The organism is Lacrimispora sp. (genome assembly GCF_032078915.1).
In the GTDB taxonomy this organism is placed as follows: Bacteria; Bacillota; Clostridia; order Lachnospirales; family Lachnospiraceae; genus Lacrimispora.
In genome coordinates, this window is sequence record NZ_DAMAUN010000056.1 from 18,134 (window position 1) to 38,431 (window position 20,298).

The following is a 20,298-nucleotide window of genomic DNA, read 5'->3' on the forward strand; positions in this document are numbered from 1 at the left end:
GATTTCCCTATTCCTGCCCAAGTTCACTGGGCATAAGAGTATTGTGTTCTCAATCTTCCGCCAAAGCCGCCTTAATCATGATGGCGGATTCGATCCGCTTCTTTTGCATTTCGCAGCCGATCTCATACGCATCCGTCAACTTTCCATGGAAGTTGTGGGAGTTAGCCGCACAGCCTCCGCTGCAGTAAAACCTTGCAAAGCAGTCCCGGCATTTGTCCTTTGCATAAACATTGCAAAGCTTGAACTCATCGCGGATCTCTAAATTAGTCACGCCTGTGTCCACATTGCCAAGAAGGAATTTTTCCTCACCGACAAACTGGTGGCATGGATAAAAGTCTCCCCATGGAGTCACCGCCAGATACTCGGTTCCTGATCCGCAGCCGGACAGGCGCTTAGCTACACAGGGGCCCTGGTTTAAGTCAATATTAAAATGGAAGAAGTTGAACCCTTTTCCTTCCTTCTGCCTTTTAATGTATTCCACAGCAAGATCGTCATACTCTCTTAAGATTTGAGGAAGGTCTTCCTCCCTGATTGCATATTCCTCTTCCGGCTGTGCCACCACAGGCTCAATAGACATACTGGTAAAGCCGAGATCAGCAAATTCCAGAACATCCTTTGCAAAATCCATATTATGACGGGTAAAGGTTCCTCTGATATAATAATCCTTGGTTCCCCGCAGCTGTGCAAATTTCTGGAATTTAGGAACGATCAGCTCGTAGCTGCCTTTTCCATTACGGAATGGGCGCATATTGTCATTGACCTCTTTACGTCCGTCAAGGCTTAAGACCACATTGCTCATCTCCCGATTGCAGAATTCCATGATCTCATCGTTTAACAGCACCCCGTTGGTAGTCATGGTAAAACGGAAGTTCTTATTATATTCTTTCTCTTTTTTCCGTCCGTATTCAACAAGCTGCTTTACTACGTCCCAATTCATGAGCGGTTCTCCGCCAAAAAAGTCAACTTCTAAGTTTCTTCGGTTCCCGGAATTGGCGATAAGAAAGTCCAGAGCCTTTTTTCCCACTTCAAAGGACATCAGCGCCCGTCTGCCATGGTACTCTCCTTCTTCTGCAAAACAATATTTGCAGGCCAGGTTGCAATCATGAGCAATATGTAAGCAAAGAGCCTTTACTACAGTCTGCCGCTTTTTAAAATCCACCACATAATCGTGGTATAAATCCTTTGTAAACAGCTCTCCCTTATGGATCAGATACTGGATTTCCTCCAGCGCTTCTTCTACTTCTGTCTCTCCATATTTTTCAGAAAGACGGATTCGTACTTCTTCTCCTACCTCTTTGTCCAGGACCTGGGCCTCTTCCATCTCCGGCACCATGCCTGCGGCGATCTCTACGGCCTCATACATGACCGGATCCACAGAGTGAACGGAGCCGCTGTTGACATCCATAATAATATGGAAGCCATTGTTGATATATTGATGAATCACTTGTATTCTCCTTAACTTAAAAAGATTTAACCGATGATTGGTTTTGGGCAGACAAGCGAAGGAACCCCTACTGTCATTACGACCGTAGGGGCATCTGCTTATCTGCCTTATGGCTATTCTATACAGTTAAAATAATTAACGGTTGCTGTTCTCGCAGCTCTGGTTTCCTACTGTACAGGATGTCTTGCAGGCTGACTGGCAGGAAGTCTGGCATTCGCCGCAGCCGCCTTTCTTCATAGACTCTTTTAATGTACTGGAATTTAAGGTCTTTACATGCTTCATAAACTTACACCTCCTGTATTTGTCTAATTCTTTGAGATTATACCACATGTTTTAGACGAGTGCAAGATGAATTGCCCTAGGGCGCCAGATAAGGAAGGATCAATTTTATTGTTAGGACATCCATGAATATCATCCATACCCCAAGAATATACTGAACCAGAAGACAAGATATAAGGAGTATTCAAATGGAAAAATCAAAGCTTCAGGTCACACTAAGAAACCTTCTAATCACCTACATACTGACCGGAATCTTGCTGGTGGTCCTGGCCTTAGCACTCTATAGATTCCGGCTGAAGGAAGGACAGATACGCCTGGGAGTCAATGCGATTTATATTATCGCCTGTCTCTTTGGCGGAGTTTTAATGGGAAAGAGCGTACGGCATCGAAGATTCTTCTGGGGCCTTTTGTTGGGACTTCTATATTTCCTGGTGCTCTTGGCCGTATCCTTTTTCTTAAACAAAGGATTAAATGGCTCTATGAACCAGCTCCTCACAACCATGGCCATCTGCGCAGTCAGCGGCACCGCGGGGGGGATGCTTAGTTGACGAAAGAGTTCCCGGGAAATGCGAAAGGGAGAGCAGAAGCAGCAAGCTTCCCTCTCCCTTCTTTCCCAGCCTTCCGGTAAAGCCTGCGAAATCGCCGGCCAGCAAAAAGCTTACTTAATGAGGCAAATACATCCGTACCTTATCAATTCTGTTTTTGTCCAATTCATCTACAACAAGGCGGATTCCGCTACAGACAACCTCTTCCCCCTGTTCCGGGAGCCGGTCAAGCTGTCCGATGATCAGGCCGCCGATGGAATCGTAATCATCAGACTTCAGTCCAAGGTCCAGCCTGTCATTTAAATCATCAAGTTTCATGGAGCCTTCTACCAGGTATTCAAAGGGCTCCACCTCAACCAGTTCATTTTCTTCATCCTCGTCATACTCATCACGGATCTCTCCGACGATTTCTTCCAGTAAGTCTTCCAGGGTTATCATCCCTGCCGTTGCTCCGTATTCATCCAAAACGATGACAACGTTATTGCAGGTTTGGCGCATCTCCAACATAAGTTCCGCAGTTTTTTTATACTCGTATGTATAGAGCGGCTCTCTTAAAAAACTCCTGATATTGAAATCATCTGTCCTGTCGACAAGAAGCAGATCCTTCATATTGATGATTCCGATCACATTGTCGCTGGTTTCCTCGTATACCGGAATCCTGGTGTACATCTCCTGCCGGAAAATATCGATCAATTCATCATAGGCGGCATTTACCTCTACCAGAGTCATATCAATACGGGGAATCATAATATCCCGTGCCACGGAATCACCAAAATCAAACACGTTATTAATAATCTTTCTTTCTTCTGATTCTATCACGCCTTCCTCATGGCTCACATCTACGATGGTCCTAAGCTCATCTTCTGTGATAGGCTCCTGCTTCCGGTTCTGGTTTACATGGATAAAGCGCAAAAATCCTGATGAAAGGATACGAATCACATAAATGACCGGTGTCATGACAATCATAAAAGCATAGATTACTTTTGCATATTTTAAAGATATCGATTCGGAATATAAGGTAGAAATGGTTTTTGGCGAGATCTCACCAAATACCAGAATGACAAGCGTAAGGATACCGGTCCCAATGCCTATTGCCTTATTGCCCCAAATGTTCATAACCAGTGTGGTTGACATGGAAGAGGCAGTTAAGTTTACCACATTGTTACCAACAAGAATCGCACTGAGCATCTTACCCTGGTTCTCTAAAATCTTAGTCAGAGTAATGGCTTTCTTATCTCCTGCCTCGGCTAAATTCCGTACTCTGATTTTATTCACCGTAGTAAGCGCAGTCTCAGCCGATGAGAAAAATGCTGATAATGCAACTAAAATAAATAACATAAGCAACTGTATATAGTCACTTGAATCCAAAAAGACCAACTCCTGTTTTATAATATTTTATCATTGATTCTACAATAGAAAAGCGGCTGTGTCAAGAAGACAGCCGCTTTTTTACGTATTTACTGCCCACGCTTTCTGGGCATGAAGGGATTCCTGCAGGGTGTTGCATTTCATCGTTCTTTAAAAGCCTTAATGATTTCTACTATAAGGATAATTCCGGCTCCCAGAAAAATGAACAGGTCACCCAGATTGAACACTACTTTTTTAAGCTTTCCATACTGAATGCTGAAATAGTCCACTACATAATGACGAACCAGCCTGTCGTACAGATTGCTGACCGCACCTCCCAGTGCAATGGATAAAGCCAGTTTTTCTAAAATGTTTCCTTTTCTTTGAAGAAGGCTTGCCAGCATTCCTCCGATAAAAGATGCCACTGCCAGGGGAATCATCATCACCATAGACTGATGATCCTTAAAATAGCCGAAGGAAAAACCGGCATTATGATTCTTATGCAACATAATTTTTCCGCCGCTTCCCTCCATTTCCTTGGGAAAGCCGGCTTCTTCCTGATCCTCAATGGCGCTTTTTATTAAAAGATCCAGGGCAGCCAGCAATGCAATGATACCGATAAATACCATGACCCACACTCCTTCCGTCCTTATTATCTCCACTCTTTTGTATTTTTTATCCCTTGCCCAGCAATTCCCGTTTTATTAACATCTCATTTGAATAAGAGGACCGCCGTTCTTATCTAAGTAAGCTCTCGTTATGACCACTGACCCAATATTGGGATCCTTAGGAACCTCATACATGATATCAAGCATGAAATTTTCTATGATGGCTCTTAGGGCTCTTGCTCCTGTCTTTTTCTTAAGAGCTTCTTCCGCGATCCATTCAAGTGCCTCGTCCTCAAATACCAGATTCACCTCATCAAGCTCCAAAAGCTTTTTATACTGTTTTAAAATGGCATTCTTCGGTTCTTTTAAAACGCGGACCAGAAGATCCTTATCCAAAGATTCCAGGGTCACTGAAATGGGCAGGCGGCCTAAAAATTCAGGAATCATACCGAATTTGCGTAAATCCTCATTGGTCACGTGAGAAAGGATATTGGGATCCTTCTCGTACCGGTCTTTTAATTCTGCAGAAAAACCAATGGATGACTTTTCCTTCAGCCGCTCTTTGATAATATCCTCTAAATCCGGGAACGCTCCTCCACAGATGAACAGGATGTTCTCGGTGCTCACCGCTGTCATTGGAGTAAGAGCATTTTTCTGGTTTGAGCCCACCGGGACCTCCACACTACTCCCCTCTAACAGCTTTAAAAGCTCCTGCTGGACGGACTCTCCGCTTACATCCCTGCTGCTGGTGTTCTTCTTTTTTGCAATCTTATCAATCTCATCAATAAAAATAATGCCCCGTTCCGCCTTTTCCACATCATTATCAGCCGCCGCAAGCAACTTGGAAACCACGCTCTCTATGTCATCGCCTATGTATCCGGCCTCTGTAAGAGAAGTGGCATCGGCAATGGCCAGGGGAACGTCAAGAAGCTTTGCCAGGGTCTTAACCAGGTAGGTTTTTCCGCTTCCGGTGGGACCGATCATTAAAATGTTGGATTTTTCTATCTGGACATTCCCTTCCTCATCCACCTTTTTGGAATCCGCCAGATAAACCCTTTTGTAATGATTATAAACTGCTACGGAAATCACCTTTTTGGCCTGTTCCTGACCGATGACATATTCATCTAACTTCCGCCGGATCACATGAGGCGCCGGAATATTTTTTAAATTAAGCGCCTGCCCCGGCTCCTTTTCCGATCTCTTTTTCACCCTCTGCTTATTAGGTATCTCAAGATCCTTTTTGTCTAAGCTTCCCAGATCACTGAAATTCAAATTCATATAAGGCATATTCTGAATCTTTGTTATATCAAATCCGCCCTGTGTTACGGAATCAAATGCTTTCTGCATACAATCATGGCACAGATTCATGCCTCCGGGCATGGAAACCATAGGCCCTGTCACATTCTCCGGCCTGCGGCAGACATAGCAGACTTTTTCATACTCATCTTCGTCTTTTTTCTTTTTGCCGCTGTCAGAGCCGCGGGCAGCTGTATCTTCCATTTTCTCTTCCGGAAAATCTTTCTCGTCCAAATTGTAATCTCCTTCTATCTGTAATTATGCACCGCATACCAGATTATTATAAAGCATTTAAAAGTCTCTTACAAGTGCGGGCCAGGAATTTAGACTTTTTTAATGAGTTGAAATTCATATGATTGTAAAACAACAAATCTATATGCAAAAATATAGCGCTGAATACTCAAAAATAAGTACTCAGCGCAATTAATTGAATGACTGTCCGTCCTATGTAATCGTTTTCCTATTCTGCTAAAGCCGCACCCAGTGCCTTACAAGCTGTTACAGCCTCTTCGTCAGGCGCTTCATTGCAGATCACACTATCGCAGGCAAGCTCCACTCCCGCGTCTTCGCAGGACTTTTCCCAGGAACGCATCCATTCGCCGTCGCCCCAGCCATAGGAACCGAACAGGGCAATCTTTTTCCCGGAAAGCTTAGACAAGCAGGAAGAAAACATAGGTTCAAATTCACTCTCCTCCAGAACCTCCGCCCCCATGGCAGGACAGCCAAACGCAATGGCATCCAGAGAATCAATCATGGAAGCTTCAAAATCGGAAGGGATGAGTATGACCCCGTCTGCACCCTTTTCCTTTACTCCCGCCAATACGGCATCTGCCATTGCTTCGGTGTTTCCGGTTCCACTCCAATAAACTACTGCAATTTTACTCATGATGTATAACCAACCTTTCTCAATTAATCCTTCTATATCAAACGGCTACGGCGAGCCGTTCAACAGCTGTGCCTTTAGACCACTGTGCAAAATATGTTTCCGTACATTTTTTATATAGGTTAAAGGTCTGTATCGCTTTTTCCTCATCGCCATAAACCTTCCAGCATCCGATGCATTTACAGTGACAGGCCTTGTTGTCGATAAAACCTTGAACGTCCTCCGGCGGATAGCCAAGAAACAAACCAATCTCATGAGGAAATCCAGAGCAGGTGCGCAGCCTGTTCACAAGCTGGACCACACAGCGCTGGGAGTTTTCAAAGGAATATCCATATTGCTTCAGCAAGGCGGAAGCATACCCATCCGACAGATCCCGTTTTAAGTGGCTGGGACGATAGAGATAGATCAAAGCCCTCTGTTTGTAATAGCGCATCGGTAAAACCCGGATTCCTTTTGGCGCAAGCACACGGTTCAGCCGCCTCACCTCATTTTGGATTTCTTCCTTGGAACGGCAAGGGCAGGAAAACAGACTCCCCGTTTTTATCCCGGCAAGTGTGGGTGCACAGTGCCTGATCAGCATTTCTTCTGACATGTTGTTCCCTCCTATCCGACGTGTTCTACCAGAATATTTTTCAGCGCCGACATGGAGCTGGAATGGGAACGGGCGATTATGGTATCCAGTCCCTTTGTCTCACTTAATGCACATCGAACCATTTTATGGGACATGGTGCTGGTAAAAAGCACCAGCAAATCAGGCTTGCCGATTTTATTTTTCATCCCGCCCTTTAACTCTGTAAAGACCTTTGCACAGCAGCTGTATTCCTTGCATAGTTCTTTATATTGGCGTACCATGCACTCATTTCCCCCAACGATAACTACGCTCATGCAATTACCTCCAATCCTTTGGTTAGTCTATGCTAACTATGTATGAAATGATATGCGCCCTAAGGCGCTGTAAATTAGTAAAAGAAATCAAACACCATATCCCCCGCTTGCAAGGGCAAACAGCCTTCCTCTCTTTAGATATCCGGCAAGAAGAAAGTCAGCTGGTTTTTATGTAGGTTAGTGATAACTAACTTTACATATTACAATACTGGAAACACCTGCATTTGTCAAGCATTTTTGTAAAAATAGCCGTTTTTTTCCTAAGGCAGTTTTAACATCCATTGAGCCGGCCCATTTTAAATACAAAAAATCTCCCCGGGCCCAATCAATGAACCTGGAGAGACTTTATTCTCTTAACCCTGCTGCGGAACCTCTGCCGGTCTGTTGCCAAGGGTAATATCTACATTCCTTTCCACATACTGTCCGTTTTCAAGAGACTGGACAGTAAGAGTCACGGTGGTTCCTCCTTCGTAATATTTAAGCATGTTTGGCAGGTCATCGTAAGTCTTAATTCCCTGGCCGTCAAACTTGGTAATAATATCTTTTTCCCGCAGATCAGACTTGGAAGCAGCTCCGCCTTCTACGATCTTATAGATGAACACGCCCTGAGGCATACCAAGCTGCTGGCTTGTGACTGCATCAATATTCTTGCACTGGATTCCTAAATATCCCTGGTTTGCATCGGTAACCTGGGTTCTGGTCTTTCTTGTCATCAGGGTATCAATGATATTCTGAGCTTTGGAAATGGGGATCGCATAGCCCATACCCTCTACTTCAGTAGAAGAATACTTGGCTGAATTGATACCGACCACCTCGCCCCGCATATTTAACAGAGCGCCGCCGCTGTTGCCGGGATTAATGGCCGCATCGGTCTGAAGCAGGTCACGGCTTGTGCCATCCTCGGTCTGTACGGAACGGTCAAGAGCGCTGACATAACCAACGGTAACGGACTGTCCATAACCAAGAGCATTGCCGATGGCGACAACTCCCTGACCTACCTTTAGGTTATCGGAATTTCCAAGAGAGGCAATCGCAATCTTTGATAATGTGTCAGAAGAAATATTTTTTAACGGAACTGCGATCACTGCTAAGTCGCTGTCTGCATCCGTACCCTTAATGGAAGCATCTACGGCTATCTCGTCTATAAATGTTACCTTTAATTCCTCCGCTCCCTGTACTACATGGTTATTCGTTACGATTAAAAGTTCATCGTCGTTCTTGCCCACAACGATACCGGAGCCGCTGCCAACCCCTTCTCTCTGCATAGGGCCGAACCATGTCTGGCTTTCATAAACCATCTTGCTGGTAATAGCAACTACAGATGGCATGGCTTTGTCTACGATGGCTGATACATCATTAGCGATGGTAATGCTGGAAGTGTTTGACGCCTGGACTCCTGATTCGTTGGTGGAAGAGGGAATGGTTTCCGCCTGGCTGATCTCCACAGGGTTTTTACTTCCATAAGCTCCGGCTGCCCAGTTGATCCCAACCATGGTGCTTCCGGCAACCACACCAAAAACAAGTGCTCCTCCAACAAGGCCGGCTGCCTTCTTCGCAAAGCCGCCTTTTTTCTTAGGCATTGCTTCCTCCTGGTATACATTTTGTCCTGCTGCCCTGTGGTATTGGTATTCCTGGTAATGAGGAATATTCTGCTGCGCTTCATAAGAGCTGTGGGTCTGGGGCTGAGTCTGGCTGTTGCTTTCGGGATCCTGGGTACTGGATTTTTCAAAATCCGGATCTCTCATAGTAAAATTTGTGGTAACAGCTTCTTCTTTATGCTCTTCAGGATTCATGCGGCCTGTGTCTTTGCTTTCATCTTCGTCATACATAAGATCTATCTCCTTTCATGTATACCTGTTATTTCTTTTGATAATCAGAGTTTATCAATGAATTGTGACCATTTTGTGATAAAATTATATTGAATATGTGAAAAGAAAAAAATCCCCGCATCAGCGGCCTTTTTAATCGTCAAGGCCCTGTCTGCGGGGTATTCATCTTTTATTTACTTAATCAATTATTGGTTGGGGGCTGAACCACAATCGGAACATCCGAATTCCCGCCAGTCGTCGGGTTGGAAGGATGGGATGCAGTTGTTTCTCCCGGTCCGCCCGATCCGCCCGGTCCAGCTGAGGTTGTCTGCGGAGCCGTTGTCTCGTTAGGTTCCGAAGGCTTCCCTGGTCCTGGTCCATTAGGGGATGTAGTCTCCTGTTCACTGGTTGAAGGTAAAGGCTTTGTCTCTCCTGGCTTCGTTGATCCAGTCGTTGTTTCTGAAGGCTTTGATTCCCCTGGCCTGGTTTCCTTGGTCTCTCCCGTACTGCTTTCTGAGGAATCCGTAGGCTTTCCTGGTTTTCCGCTTCCATCCGTTGTTTCTGTTGAACCTTCTTGTGCCGAAGATTCTTCTGCAGCAGTGGTTTTCTCCGGTTTCGTCGCTTCTGTGGGCTTCTTTGTATCATCGTCTTTCGTGCTGTTGTTCGAGGTGTTCCCTTGTTTATACATGCCGGTATCAGCGGCTATTTTAGCGCTTATTTTTTTAACCATGTCCGAAGGCTTATAGTCTTCCTTATCAAAAAGAAGTTTGTGGAGTTCGGAAACATTGGATTCCAAGGTCTGAGGGATTACGCAGTCTCCTCTTTTTCCTACCGTCATATCACCGCGGGTAAATGGAAAACCACCTGTTTTTCCGATATGATATTTGCCGATATCCAAAAGCAGCTCCGTAAAATCACTAAAGGTAAGGTTTGACCCTATCTGATCTACCTCCATCAATAAGATCCTGTTAAGCAGTCCAAGGTCAGCCTTCTTTGCTTTTTCAAAGGTTTTTTCAATGACAAGGCGCTGGCGCTCTGTTCTTTGAAAGTCAGTATCCATTTTTCTCAGTCTGGCATAGGCAACTGCCTGCACACCATCTAAATGATTCATTCCTGCTGACTTTAAATGAACCGAAGGCACGCCTGTTTCCTTCACAGTTTCAGTGATAAAGGAATTGATGTAACGAAATTCCGGCTTGGTAATTTCAATGTCTACACCGCCCAGCATATTGATTCCGTCAGCTACCGATTTCCAGTTAAAGGTAACGAATTCAGTGATATCTAAATCTAAGTCCCGGTTGAGGGCAGCCAGAGCCTGAGCAGCTCCCCCATTGGCATAGGCGGCATTTATCTTGTTATAAGAATATCCTTCTCCAATACTCATGTATGTATCACGGTAGACGGATACAAGCCTGATCTCACCCGTATCTCTGTTAATATTGCAAATCATAATTAAATCAGAGTTACTTCCTTTATTGATACTCCCATCACGGCCGTCAAGACCAAATATTGCTATGGTACGATAGCCGGTCATATGCTGTTTCTGTTCCGGAGACATGATCTCATTACGTACCTGGTTTTTATTAAAATCATCTGGTCTTTGGATGGATCCCATCAGTCTGGCCACATAAGCATAGGCGAAAATGCCTGCCAGTGTAAAGATTTCAAGAACCGTCATAAGAATGATACGTCTGATTTTTCTCTTTTTTCCTGCCTGGGCCGCGGACCGGCTGGCTGCCACACTTTTATCCTGCCCCGGCACTCTCTGCTGCTGCTTTGTGCCGCCTTCTCCTATGACAAGCTGACCTCTTGATGAACTCTGGCCATTTCCCGAAGAAGTCCGGCTACCGGAAGTTCCCTGGCCGTTTTCTAAAGCAGACCGGCCTCCTGCTGTTCTCTGGCTATTTCCTGAAGCAGTCCGGCTTACCGCTGCTCCCTGGCTAATACTTGCGGCAGCACGGTTGACCGCTGCTCTCTGGCCATCTCCTGAAGAAATACGGCTTCCCGCTGTTCCCTGGCCATCTCCTGCAGAGATACGGCTTCCCGCTGCTCTTTGGCTGTCTCCTGAAGCAGCACGGCTTCCTGCTGCTCTATGGCTATCTTCTGAAGCAGCACGGCTTCCCGCTGCTCTTTGGCTGTCTCCTGAAGCAGCACGGCTTCCCGCTGCTCTATGGCTATCTTCTGAAGCAGCACGGCTTCCTGCTGCTCCCTGACTTTTACCTGGACCTGCGACCGATGAGGACTGTCCATGAAAGGCTGCCTTGCCGTCACCGGATGATTGCCTGGAACGGTCAGCGTTTCTGGTTCTTTCCCCAGCTCCGCCTCTCCTTACAGACGCATCATCAGCCTTTTTTGGTAAATCGTGACCGTCTGCTGCCTGATTAGACCTGTCGTATTTCTGTTCCTGATAATTTTCATAATCATCATCCAGGTAGTAATCATCATCAGACGGATCTGGTTTTGAGTTGAAACCGCGCTTTCTGTTCCTAATATCCTCGCGGCCTGCTTCATCATCAAATTCATTTCTCATTTATTTAACCTCATCCTAATCGTGTCGTATCCAGTATCAGTACGCATTTTTATTGATAAACCCTTTGAATATGGTAAGAAATAAAATCTTAAAATCAAATCCCAGGGTCCAGTTTTCGATGTAATACAAATCGTGTTCAATTCTCTTTGTGATGGAAGTGTCGCCCCGGTAACCGTTCACCTGGGCCCAGCCGGTGATTCCGGGACGGACCTGATGCTTGATCATATAGCGGGGGATCTCCTCTTTAAACTTCTCAACAAAGAGAGGCCTTTCCGGTCTTGGCCCCACCAGGCTCATGTCTCCGCGAAGGACATTGATAAACTGGGGCATTTCATCAATGCTTGTTTTCCTGATAAAACGTCCTACAGGCGTCACGCGGGAATCATGAGGAGTCGTCCATTTTGTTTTTTCCTCTGTGGCGGTCTGCACCACCATGGAACGGAATTTATACATAGGAAACGACCTGTTATGAAGCCCCACTCTCTCCTGTTTGTAAATAAGCGGTCCCGGTGCCGTCAGCTTGATCAGGACTGCTGTGATGAGCATGACAGGAGAAAATAAGATCAGAGCAACGGAGGCGCCAAAAATGTCCACCAGCCGTTTCACCAGGGCATTTACCGTATCCGTTAGGGGCACCCGGCGGATGTTGACTACTGGCAGGCCCTGTAAGTCCTCAATAAAGGGCCTTGTAGGTATCATGTTATTATAGTCCGGAATAAATTTGGTATGGACACCTGATTTTTCACAGGAAGCCACAATTCCTTCCAAATTCGCATATTCTTTGATGCTTAAGGTAATGGCGATTTCATCAAGGGAATTTAACGCCAGGATCTCATCTAAGTCACGAACCTTGCCGATGACATTGATCCCCTTGTATCCGGTTCCCCATTCCTTACTGTCGTCAAGGATCCCTTTGACCTGATAGCCCCATTCGGGATTCACCCTGACCCTGTCTATGAAGCCTTCTGCCGCACGGCTGTAACCAATCAAAAGGATGTGCTTCTGATTGTAGCCCTTGGAACGCATGGAGTGAAGCATCGAACGGAGCATATTCCGAACAGCCGTCTCCAGGGTTATGTTGATTGCACAAAAATAAAATACCATCCTGGTAGAGAACTGACTTAAATAAGGATTCTTTTTAGCCAGGAACAGGATCAAAACAAAAAGCAGAACTCCCAGGAGATTGGCATTGCAGATATTGGCGAACTCATACCGCCTCTCCTGAACTCTCTTTGGGGCATACAAATGGAAGATGCCGTAAAGCAGCAGATAGGTCGGCAATATGATAAGAAGCGCCGCAAAATAGTACTGTGGCCTTAAAACCTGTTTATAAGGGCTGAACAACCGGTTTCCCAGTAAAAGAAGCAGCCAGGCAAATACGTAGGATATTACAATGACCAGTCCATCCAGTACTACATGAAACCCATTTAATTTTTTCTGATTATCCTTAATCATAGCAGCAAAACCTTCCATTCGTGCATTGCACCATATTTCTCCACCATAATTCCCGTATATTATACATGATATGTCAATATGATACCATTAAAATATTCTTAATATGACCTGAAAATTTTTAACTTTCTTCGTAAAAATTCCCATATATAGAGGAACGTACCAAAGATCAGCTCTCCTTCAATCCGAAAATAATTGCCAAGGTGGGACATCCGGAACGGTACCTTTCTGGTATTCTTTGCTGTCTTAAGCCCCTCTTTTAACCCTTCCATATAATCGGATGCAAAACCGATCTTCTTAAAAAACAGATACTTCACAAAGGTTCCGGCTAACATGGGAAGAAGATTCACCAGAAGCTGCAAAACCGGCATATTCTTATAATTTAAATAAACATTATTCCTGGCAGCCAGCCGGACCTTAAAGGAATTATACTTGGAACCGCTGGTTCCGCTGCCCACATGATAAACCACGGCTGTGGGGCAGTATACATTTTCATATCCATAGATCTTTGCCCGGTATCCCACATCAATATCTTCCAGATAGGCAAAGTGGGCCTCGTCAAAGCCTCCGATCTCTTTAAACACGTCCCGCCTGTAAATGGCAGCTCCCGCGCAGGCAGCAAAAACGCGACCAGCCTTTTGATAGCCCCTGATGCTTTGTCCTACGCCTCTTTGATAAGCCCAGCCTAATATGCTGTACATATCCCCGGCATCATCCATAAGCTCCTTATGGTATAGCTGGATCATCTTACTGCTGACGGAAAATATCTTAGGCGACCGGTCCATGGCTAGCACCAGTTCCTTTACATAATCAGGTTCCGGTTCCGTGTCATTGTTTAACAAAATGACATAAGGGGTTTTCGAATGACGGATCCCCACATTCACAGCCCCGGAAAAGCCTGTATTCTTCTCCAGAAAAACAGAAGGAATATTTCTATCCTTCAGCCACTCCACACTTCCATCCGTGGAACCGTTATCCACCACAAGAAGCTCAAAGTTCTTATCACTCTGAGCTTCCAGGGCCTTAAAACAAGGTTCCATAAATTTTAGTCCGTTATAATTTGGAATAATAACCGTTACTTTTTTTTCCATCTCACACCTCAAGCTGATAGGGTTCCCCGATTTTTTCCTTCCGAAGGTCCCGCAGGGCAAAATTGGATTTACGCAGGGTCAGATTGGGATTGTAATAAGGATCCCCGTCTCTTAAGATCTCCGGCCATTTCCGGGAAAACTTCTTGATTTCCTCATGAAAGCGGGCCACCTTTTCCGGTGTATCCTCAAGTCCTCTTGATTTTGACTCATAATGATAGAACAGGGCATATGGAGCATAAACCACCAGTTTATTTAGGGACCTTATCTTCATGCAGTAATCGATATCGTTAAAGGCAACGGCAAGGTCCTCTGAAAAGCCTCCCGCTTCTTCAAACAAGGAGCGTTTGCTCATCATGCAGGCAGCTGTTACAGCGCTGTAATTCCGGGCACACATAGCCTGATTGAAATAGCTGCTCTCCGCCTTGTGAAGGCCGATAAAGGTATGTCCTGCAATGCCGCCAAAGCCAACCACGACACCGGCATGCTGAATGGTATCATCGGAATAAAGAAGCCTGACCCCGACAACGCCCACATCCTCTCTCTGGCAGAAGCCTAACATCTCATGGATGCTTTCCGGACCTACCATTTCCGTATCATTATTTAAGAACAGGAGATACTCGCCCTTTGCATGGGCAACGCCGAAGTTATTGATGGCGGAATAGTTAAATTCCCGCTCCCACGTAACCACATGGACAAAAGAGAACTCTTTCTGGATCCTTTCATAATAGGCAAAGGTTTCCGGGTCCGTGCTGTTATTTTCCACAACAATGAATTCCAGATTTTGATACGTGGATTTCTCTATGACGGAACGAATACATAAATCCAGGTCAGCACTGTGATCCTTGCTTGGAATGATAATGGAAACCAGGGGATCTCCTGTTATTTTAAACGTAGTATGATAGATTCCGTAATCAATGCCTTTTTCAACGGAAAGGGCCTCTATGCCGACCCGGTCATAGTGGGCGTTAATGGCCCTTGCCCCTGCCTCAAAAGCATATAATTTACTTTCCGGATTGCTTGCGGTTGAATTCTGATGACAGCGCCAGTGATAAAGAGCCTTAGGGATATGAGAGATCTTTCTGGCTTTTTCCGTACAGCGGAAAATAAAATCATAATCCTGGGCCCCGTCATATTCTTCCCGGAAGCCTCCTACCTCCATCAGCAGCTCATGGTTTACCACAAACAGGTGACAGATATAATTGACGCTTGTTAAAAGATCCGGATTAAAATCCGGTTTAAAATGCGGTTCAAATAATTCTCCGCCGTCAATGTCCAGCTTATCTTCATCGGTATAAACCACATCAATTTCCGGATGGGAATTAATCGTTTTCACACACTCAAACAACGCATCGGGTGCAAGGGTATCGTCATGGTCCGCAAGGACTATAAAATCTCCTGTTGCCATTTCAATGGCAGCATTGGTATTTCCCGCGATTCCTTTATTCTCGCCAAGGATCACATAGCGGATCCGTTCATCCTTTATGGCATAGCGCTTTAATACCCGCTCCACGCCCTCTCCCTTTGGGCTTCCGTCTGCAATGCACACTTCCCAGTTCCCATAGGTCTGAGCCAGCAGGGAATCCAACATGGCCGCAAGATAACGCTCCGGTGTTTTATAGGCAGGTATTACCACAGACATCTTAGGTCTATAGTCAAAAACAGTCTTTCTCTGGGCTTCCAGCTCTTCATCCGTGGTTTTCGTAAGGGCATACCATTCCGGATAATCATAATCACTGTCAATTCCTGAAAGCTTGTGCCTGGATTTTAATACAAAAGCCTTAAAGCCGTTATCTCTCCAGAAATCTGCAGCGGACCGAAGGGTCTGCACATTCATCATGCTTTTCAGCTTTGTGCTTTTTTTATGGGCGGAGCTGTTCTGTCTTTCGATTATCTGGGCATTCAGCTTCACTCTGGCAGTTTTTCCGTCGCACCGGATCACCAGGATCCTGTCCTCGTTTTTCTCCCGGATATAGGGAATGCGGATGTCAAACCCTAAATCCCTGTCGGCTGTTTTCTTAAAGTAGATCTGGCACACATCATCTCTGCGTACGGGAACGTACTTAAACTCCACGCTTTTTTCCTGCCCGTCCAAAACCTCAAACGCCGCCTCCGAGTCAAGGCTCTTTCCAATGACCCACCCGTTTAAAACGATTGAATTTTCACGGATTCTCGCTACATCTATCTTATATTTCATCTCTGTTCCCCATTCTCCAAGGATGCCGACATTAAAAGTATCTCATCTTCTGGACTGTCTTCTTCTTTTTCCGTAAAATTGATCCGCTCCTCTTCAATTACAAGAGGCCGCTTCATAACGCGGGCATTGATGGACAGAACATATTCTCCTACAAGTCCTATAAAAAAGATCTGTACGGAGCCAAGAAAACACATACCGATCAAAAGGGGAGCCATACCTGCCGGAAAACGGTCCCAGTAAACCAGTTTCATGACCAGATAGACAAGTGCCACCATCATGCTGGCAAAGGAACAGATACTACCGAATATGGTCGCAAGGCGAAGCCCTACCTTTGTATAGGAAGTAACGCTTAACATGGCCGCATCATACAGACGGTAAAAATTATTGCTGGTCTTTCCTGCCCGTCTTTTCGGCTGCTCATATGGGATCTCCTTACGCCGAAAACCAAGCTCCGCCACAATTCCACGGAGAAAGGGCGTGGGGTCATCCAGTTCCTTAAGAACCTTTATAAATCTTTGATCGTATAAGCCAAAGCCGGTGAAGTGCTCGATCTGCTCTACATCGGAAAGCTTCTTGATCGTCTTATAGTAACAGCTTCTCAGCCAGTACATGATCTTATTTTCTTTGCTGGATTTCTTGATTCCAATAACGATCTTATAGCCTTTTTCCCATTCCTTCACATACTTTGGAATCATTTCCACCGGATCCTGGAAATCCGCTGCCATGAGAATGGTACAGTCACCCGTTGACTGAAGCATGGCATAATAAGGGGAGTTGAACTGGCCGAAATTCTTGGCGTTAAAAATCCCTTTTACTCTTTTATCCTGGTCGCACAAGCTACGGAGGATCTCCCTGGTGCGGTCCTTAGAATCATTATCAATAAAAATCAGTTCATAGGTGTATCTTGGCAAATCAGTATTAAATATATGGTCAATCGCCTGATACAAGGCATTTATATTTTCTTCCTCATTGTAACAGGGCACCACAATGCTAATTGTTTTCATATGTTCACTTCCAATCTATCCGAACCATCACTTTAATCAAATCTTCCGGCTTTTCTTTCATAAGCTGCAGAGCGGTCTCCACCTGCTCTAAGCCATTAAGATGGTGAGTCACCAGCTTTTCGGGATTGATCCTTCCATACTGGACCATTTTTAAAAGGCGTTCTATTCTCACTCTGCCACCCTTTGCAAGCTCTGTGTGGATCGTCTTTCCCGCCATGCCCCGTCCGCCTGAAAACTTGGGGAATGGAAGGTTTCCGGTTCCGCCATAGTAATTCACATTGGATATGGTTCCGATTCCGTATTTTGCCATATCCACCGCCTGGGCAAAGACCTCATCCCCGCCTCCGCAGATGATGACACCGTCAGCTCCCAGACCTCCTGTCCGTTCCATGACCTGTTCCGTTACGTTCCCATCTTTATAGCTTAAGACCTCTGTGGCTCCGAACTCCCTGGCAAGCTTTACACAAATGGGCCTGCTGCCGACTGCCAGGATTCTCGCAGCGCCCAGATGGCGCGCTCCTTCAACTGCCATAAGCCCAATGGGGCCGATTCCCAGGACCACTACAGTATCTCCTATTTTAATATCCGCAAACTCCGCTCCTGTAAAACCTGTAGTAACAACATCCACGCACATGAGTGCCTGCTCCAGAGTAATTCCCTCTGGTATTTTTGCCAAAGTAGTATCTGCATCAGGAATTAAAAATTTCTCCGCAAATACTCCCGGAGCCGTCCTTCCAAGCTGGTGCCCGGAAAACGGGGCGGTCGCATGCTTAAAATTCCCTTCCTGGATTCCGCTGGCTCTCCAGTCCGGTGTGATGGCAGGCACTGCTACAAGATCTCCTGCCTTAAAGTCACATACCAGCTCTCCGGTTTCCAGGATTTCCGCCACACACTCATGTCCTAGGATCAGGTTGGGAGCCTTTCTGGAACCTCCGCCATATACCGTATGAACATCTGAGGAACAGGGGGTCACCGCGATCGGACGGAGGATGGCCCCATAAGGGGTTACGACAGGTTCCGGCGCGTCATACCAGCCGACCTTGCCAGGTTCGATCAAAACAAAAGCTTTCATAGGTTTTTCTTATATCCTTTCCAAATGATTGGATTTTAACGCCAATATCTCTACATTCCCGCCAAATCTTTCCTGTATGATCCCCGTTATCTCTCTGGTATAGCCAGGGGCGACGATTAAAATGGCATCTACCGGGTCCATATGATAATGATCCGGGGGGACAATGGGAAGATGGGAGGCAGGAGCGTATTTTCCCTGTTTAAAGGGGGCGGAATCAATGATGTATCTTGCAAACCGGCCGATGACCGTTGTAGAGGCCAGAGTAAAACCCTGATGGCTGGCGCCCCATATGCCTAAGGTTTTACCCTGGCTCTTAAGACCGTCAGTCAGTTCTTCCAACTCATCTCCAATGGTATCCAGGCTTTCTTTAAGACCGGATATGTCTACCGGCATATGCTTTCTGCTATCTTCCGGCTGTACGGCCGGACTTTTCTTCACGATGACAGAAAGGGTATCCCGGTTTATCATTTCCTCCTCTAATACCTGAAACCCGGCTTTTTCTACTGCATAGCGCAGGGTGTCAAAGGTATAATAGGCAAGGTGGTCCCGGATCAGCTCATAATATCCGTCATACTGCAGGATATATTCCAGGCTTGGAACTGTAATTAAGCCCACGCCCTCCTCTGATAAGTTGTCAGCTATGCAGCGGAGCATTCCAACCGGATCTGGCTGATGCTCCAGAAAATTAAAGGATAAAAATCCGTCAAAGGGACCGCCTGCACTGCCGTCATCGGCTGCAAGGAGTTCCCCTTCCGCTGCAAACTGCTTCCAGACTGTAAGCCCCTTTTCCCTTGCAAGGCGGACAAGACTTTCCCTGTTTTCAATTCCATAAGCCTTTACAGGAAACTCTGACAGCAATCCAAGAAATTCTCCCTGGCCGCAGCCTGCCTCAATCAGCTTTTTTCCTTCCAGATGATATCGATCAATAAAATGCCTGTACTGGCTCTTTCTTAAGTTTACCATGGTGGTGGTAAAGCCGCCGGAGCGGATCACGTCCTTGTAGTATGCCACAGGTTCACAATCAAACTGTACCAGACCGCATGCCTGGCACTGATGGAGAGAAAGGGTGATCCCCTGCTCCTCTCCCAGTTCTTCCTTGACCGGAATATCCTGAGCCGAAGCTGGCATATCCGCAAGGGTCATCAAAGGCGTTTCCCCAAGAGGTCTGCCGCACACAATACAAATCCTATCTCTCATACCACAAAAATTCCTCCATGTCAATATTTTGTAATCCAATGAATTTAGCGGATCGTCCGCCGGATCCCCTCTGGAAAGTTCACAAGGGGCTGCCAGCCCGTTGCTTTTTCCAGCTTTTTTATATCAGGAATAAGGTTTGTGAGTCCTTCTGCATTAGGCGCTCTTCTTCCGTAGCTGTAGCTTCCGTGAAAGCCTAAAACCTCATACATCATCCGGATGTATTCTCTTAAAGGCCTGTTTTCTCCCTCCGGTCCCGCTACATTATAAGTTCCGGAAACTGATTCTTTCTCCTGTTCCATCAAAAGTATCAGCGCCCGGATGCAGTCCTCAAGATATAAAAAATTCCATATTTGCGTACATTCCCCCAGGGAAATATACTCTCCTCTGCGAAACGCCTTAAGGCAGCTTTCCACAAGGGACCAGGGATGATCTCCTGGGCCGTACACGCTGAATATCCTGGTGTGGATGTATTCCATTTCTGAGATGCCTGTCTTTTTCCAGTTCTCTGTCAGTTCCATTGCCCTGTTTAAAAATTCCAGCTTGGCTCTGCCATATTCGGAGACAGGCTTACACGGCATCCCCTCTGTCATCGTATCTTTATGAATTCCATATTCCGCCTGGAACCGCTGAAAAGAAAGCGTTTGCAGCCGAGGCGTCTGGCTC

At 45.9% G+C, this 20,298-nt stretch carries 18 protein-coding genes; 1 reads left to right on the forward strand and 17 read right to left on the reverse strand.

Annotated features, from left to right (window positions below):
* Positions 1–49 precede the first annotated feature (49 nt).
* Together scfB and scfA are read right to left on the reverse strand one after the other, a co-directional pair.
* On the reverse strand, positions 50–1,444 hold the full coding sequence (scfB, locus tag RT269_RS19700; RefSeq protein WP_313185151.1) for a thioether cross-link-forming SCIFF peptide maturase: 1,395 nt from the start codon (positions 1,442–1,444) through the stop codon (positions 50–52).
* Positions 1,445–1,579: 135 nt separating this feature from the next.
* Positions 1,580–1,726 (reverse strand): six-cysteine ranthipeptide SCIFF, encoded by a 147-nt coding sequence (gene scfA, locus RT269_RS19705; RefSeq protein ID WP_002601553.1) that lies wholly within the window; start codon positions 1,724–1,726, stop codon positions 1,580–1,582.
* Positions 1,727–1,911: 185 nt separating this feature from the next.
* Between scfA and RT269_RS19710 the strand changes: the two genes are divergently transcribed.
* A complete protein-coding gene (locus tag RT269_RS19710) occupies positions 1,912–2,271 on the forward strand; it encodes a TIGR04086 family membrane protein (protein ID WP_313185153.1) in 360 nt (119 codons plus the stop codon).
* A 114-nt stretch (positions 2,272–2,385) separates the two neighbouring features.
* Here the strand turns inward: RT269_RS19710 and RT269_RS19715 are convergent, their stop codons facing one another.
* The 15 genes from RT269_RS19715 to RT269_RS19785 all read right to left on the reverse strand — a co-directional run.
* A complete protein-coding gene (locus RT269_RS19715; RefSeq protein ID WP_313185155.1) occupies positions 2,386–3,636 on the reverse strand; it encodes an HlyC/CorC family transporter in 1,251 nt (416 codons plus the stop codon).
* Between the two features lie 140 nt (positions 3,637–3,776).
* On the reverse strand, positions 3,777–4,244 hold the full coding sequence (locus RT269_RS19720; RefSeq protein WP_313185157.1) for a signal peptidase II: 468 nt from the start codon (positions 4,242–4,244) through the stop codon (positions 3,777–3,779).
* Positions 4,245–4,319: 75 nt separating this feature from the next.
* A complete protein-coding gene (gene clpX, locus RT269_RS19725; RefSeq protein WP_313185159.1) occupies positions 4,320–5,753 on the reverse strand; it encodes an ATP-dependent Clp protease ATP-binding subunit ClpX in 1,434 nt (477 codons plus the stop codon).
* 226 nt (positions 5,754–5,979) lie between these two features.
* Positions 5,980–6,405 (reverse strand): flavodoxin, encoded by a 426-nt coding sequence (locus RT269_RS19730; RefSeq protein ID WP_313185161.1) that lies wholly within the window; start codon positions 6,403–6,405, stop codon positions 5,980–5,982.
* 37 nt (positions 6,406–6,442) lie between these two features.
* Positions 6,443–6,994 carry a DUF3793 family protein gene (locus tag RT269_RS19735; protein WP_313185163.1) on the reverse strand — a complete coding sequence of 184 codons (552 nt, stop codon included), beginning with the start codon at positions 6,992–6,994 and terminating at the stop codon, positions 6,443–6,445.
* Positions 6,995–7,005: 11 nt separating this feature from the next.
* Positions 7,006–7,287 (reverse strand): DUF2325 domain-containing protein, encoded by a 282-nt coding sequence (locus RT269_RS19740; RefSeq protein ID WP_025229989.1) that lies wholly within the window; start codon positions 7,285–7,287, stop codon positions 7,006–7,008.
* Between the two features lie 353 nt (positions 7,288–7,640).
* Positions 7,641–9,116 carry a S1C family serine protease gene (locus RT269_RS19745; RefSeq protein WP_313185167.1) on the reverse strand — a complete coding sequence of 492 codons (1,476 nt, stop codon included), beginning with the start codon at positions 9,114–9,116 and terminating at the stop codon, positions 7,641–7,643.
* A 181-nt stretch (positions 9,117–9,297) separates the two neighbouring features.
* Positions 9,298–11,625, reverse strand: a complete 2,328-nt coding sequence (locus tag RT269_RS19750; RefSeq protein WP_313185169.1) for an LCP family protein — start codon at positions 11,623–11,625, stop codon at positions 9,298–9,300.
* A 36-nt stretch (positions 11,626–11,661) separates the two neighbouring features.
* Positions 11,662–13,080: an undecaprenyl-phosphate glucose phosphotransferase gene (locus RT269_RS19755; RefSeq protein WP_313185171.1), complete on the reverse strand. Its 1,419-nt coding sequence runs from the start codon at positions 13,078–13,080 to the stop codon at positions 11,662–11,664.
* Between the two features lie 98 nt (positions 13,081–13,178).
* Positions 13,179–14,168, reverse strand: coding sequence for a glycosyltransferase family 2 protein (locus RT269_RS19760; protein ID WP_313185173.1), 990 nt, complete (start codon positions 14,166–14,168; stop codon positions 13,179–13,181).
* 1 nt (position 14,169) lies between these two features.
* Complete coding sequence (locus tag RT269_RS19765) at positions 14,170–16,362, reverse strand: glycosyltransferase family 2 protein (RefSeq protein WP_313185175.1); 2,193 nt, start codon at positions 16,360–16,362, stop codon at positions 14,170–14,172.
* Positions 16,359–17,366, reverse strand: a complete 1,008-nt coding sequence (locus RT269_RS19770) for a glycosyltransferase family 2 protein (RefSeq protein WP_313185177.1) — start codon at positions 17,364–17,366, stop codon at positions 16,359–16,361. The genes RT269_RS19765 and RT269_RS19770 overlap by 4 nt, the downstream gene beginning before the upstream one ends.
* Positions 17,367–17,370: 4 nt before the next feature.
* Positions 17,371–18,438, reverse strand: a complete 1,068-nt coding sequence (locus tag RT269_RS19775; RefSeq protein WP_313185179.1) for a zinc-binding dehydrogenase — start codon at positions 18,436–18,438, stop codon at positions 17,371–17,373.
* A 9-nt stretch (positions 18,439–18,447) separates the two neighbouring features.
* Complete coding sequence (locus RT269_RS19780; RefSeq protein WP_313185180.1) at positions 18,448–19,635, reverse strand: class I SAM-dependent methyltransferase; 1,188 nt, start codon at positions 19,633–19,635, stop codon at positions 18,448–18,450.
* 44 nt (positions 19,636–19,679) lie between these two features.
* Positions 19,680–20,298, reverse strand: a 619-nt coding sequence (locus tag RT269_RS19785; protein WP_313185182.1) for an NAD-dependent epimerase/dehydratase family protein, incomplete at its 5' end; no start/stop codon positions are given.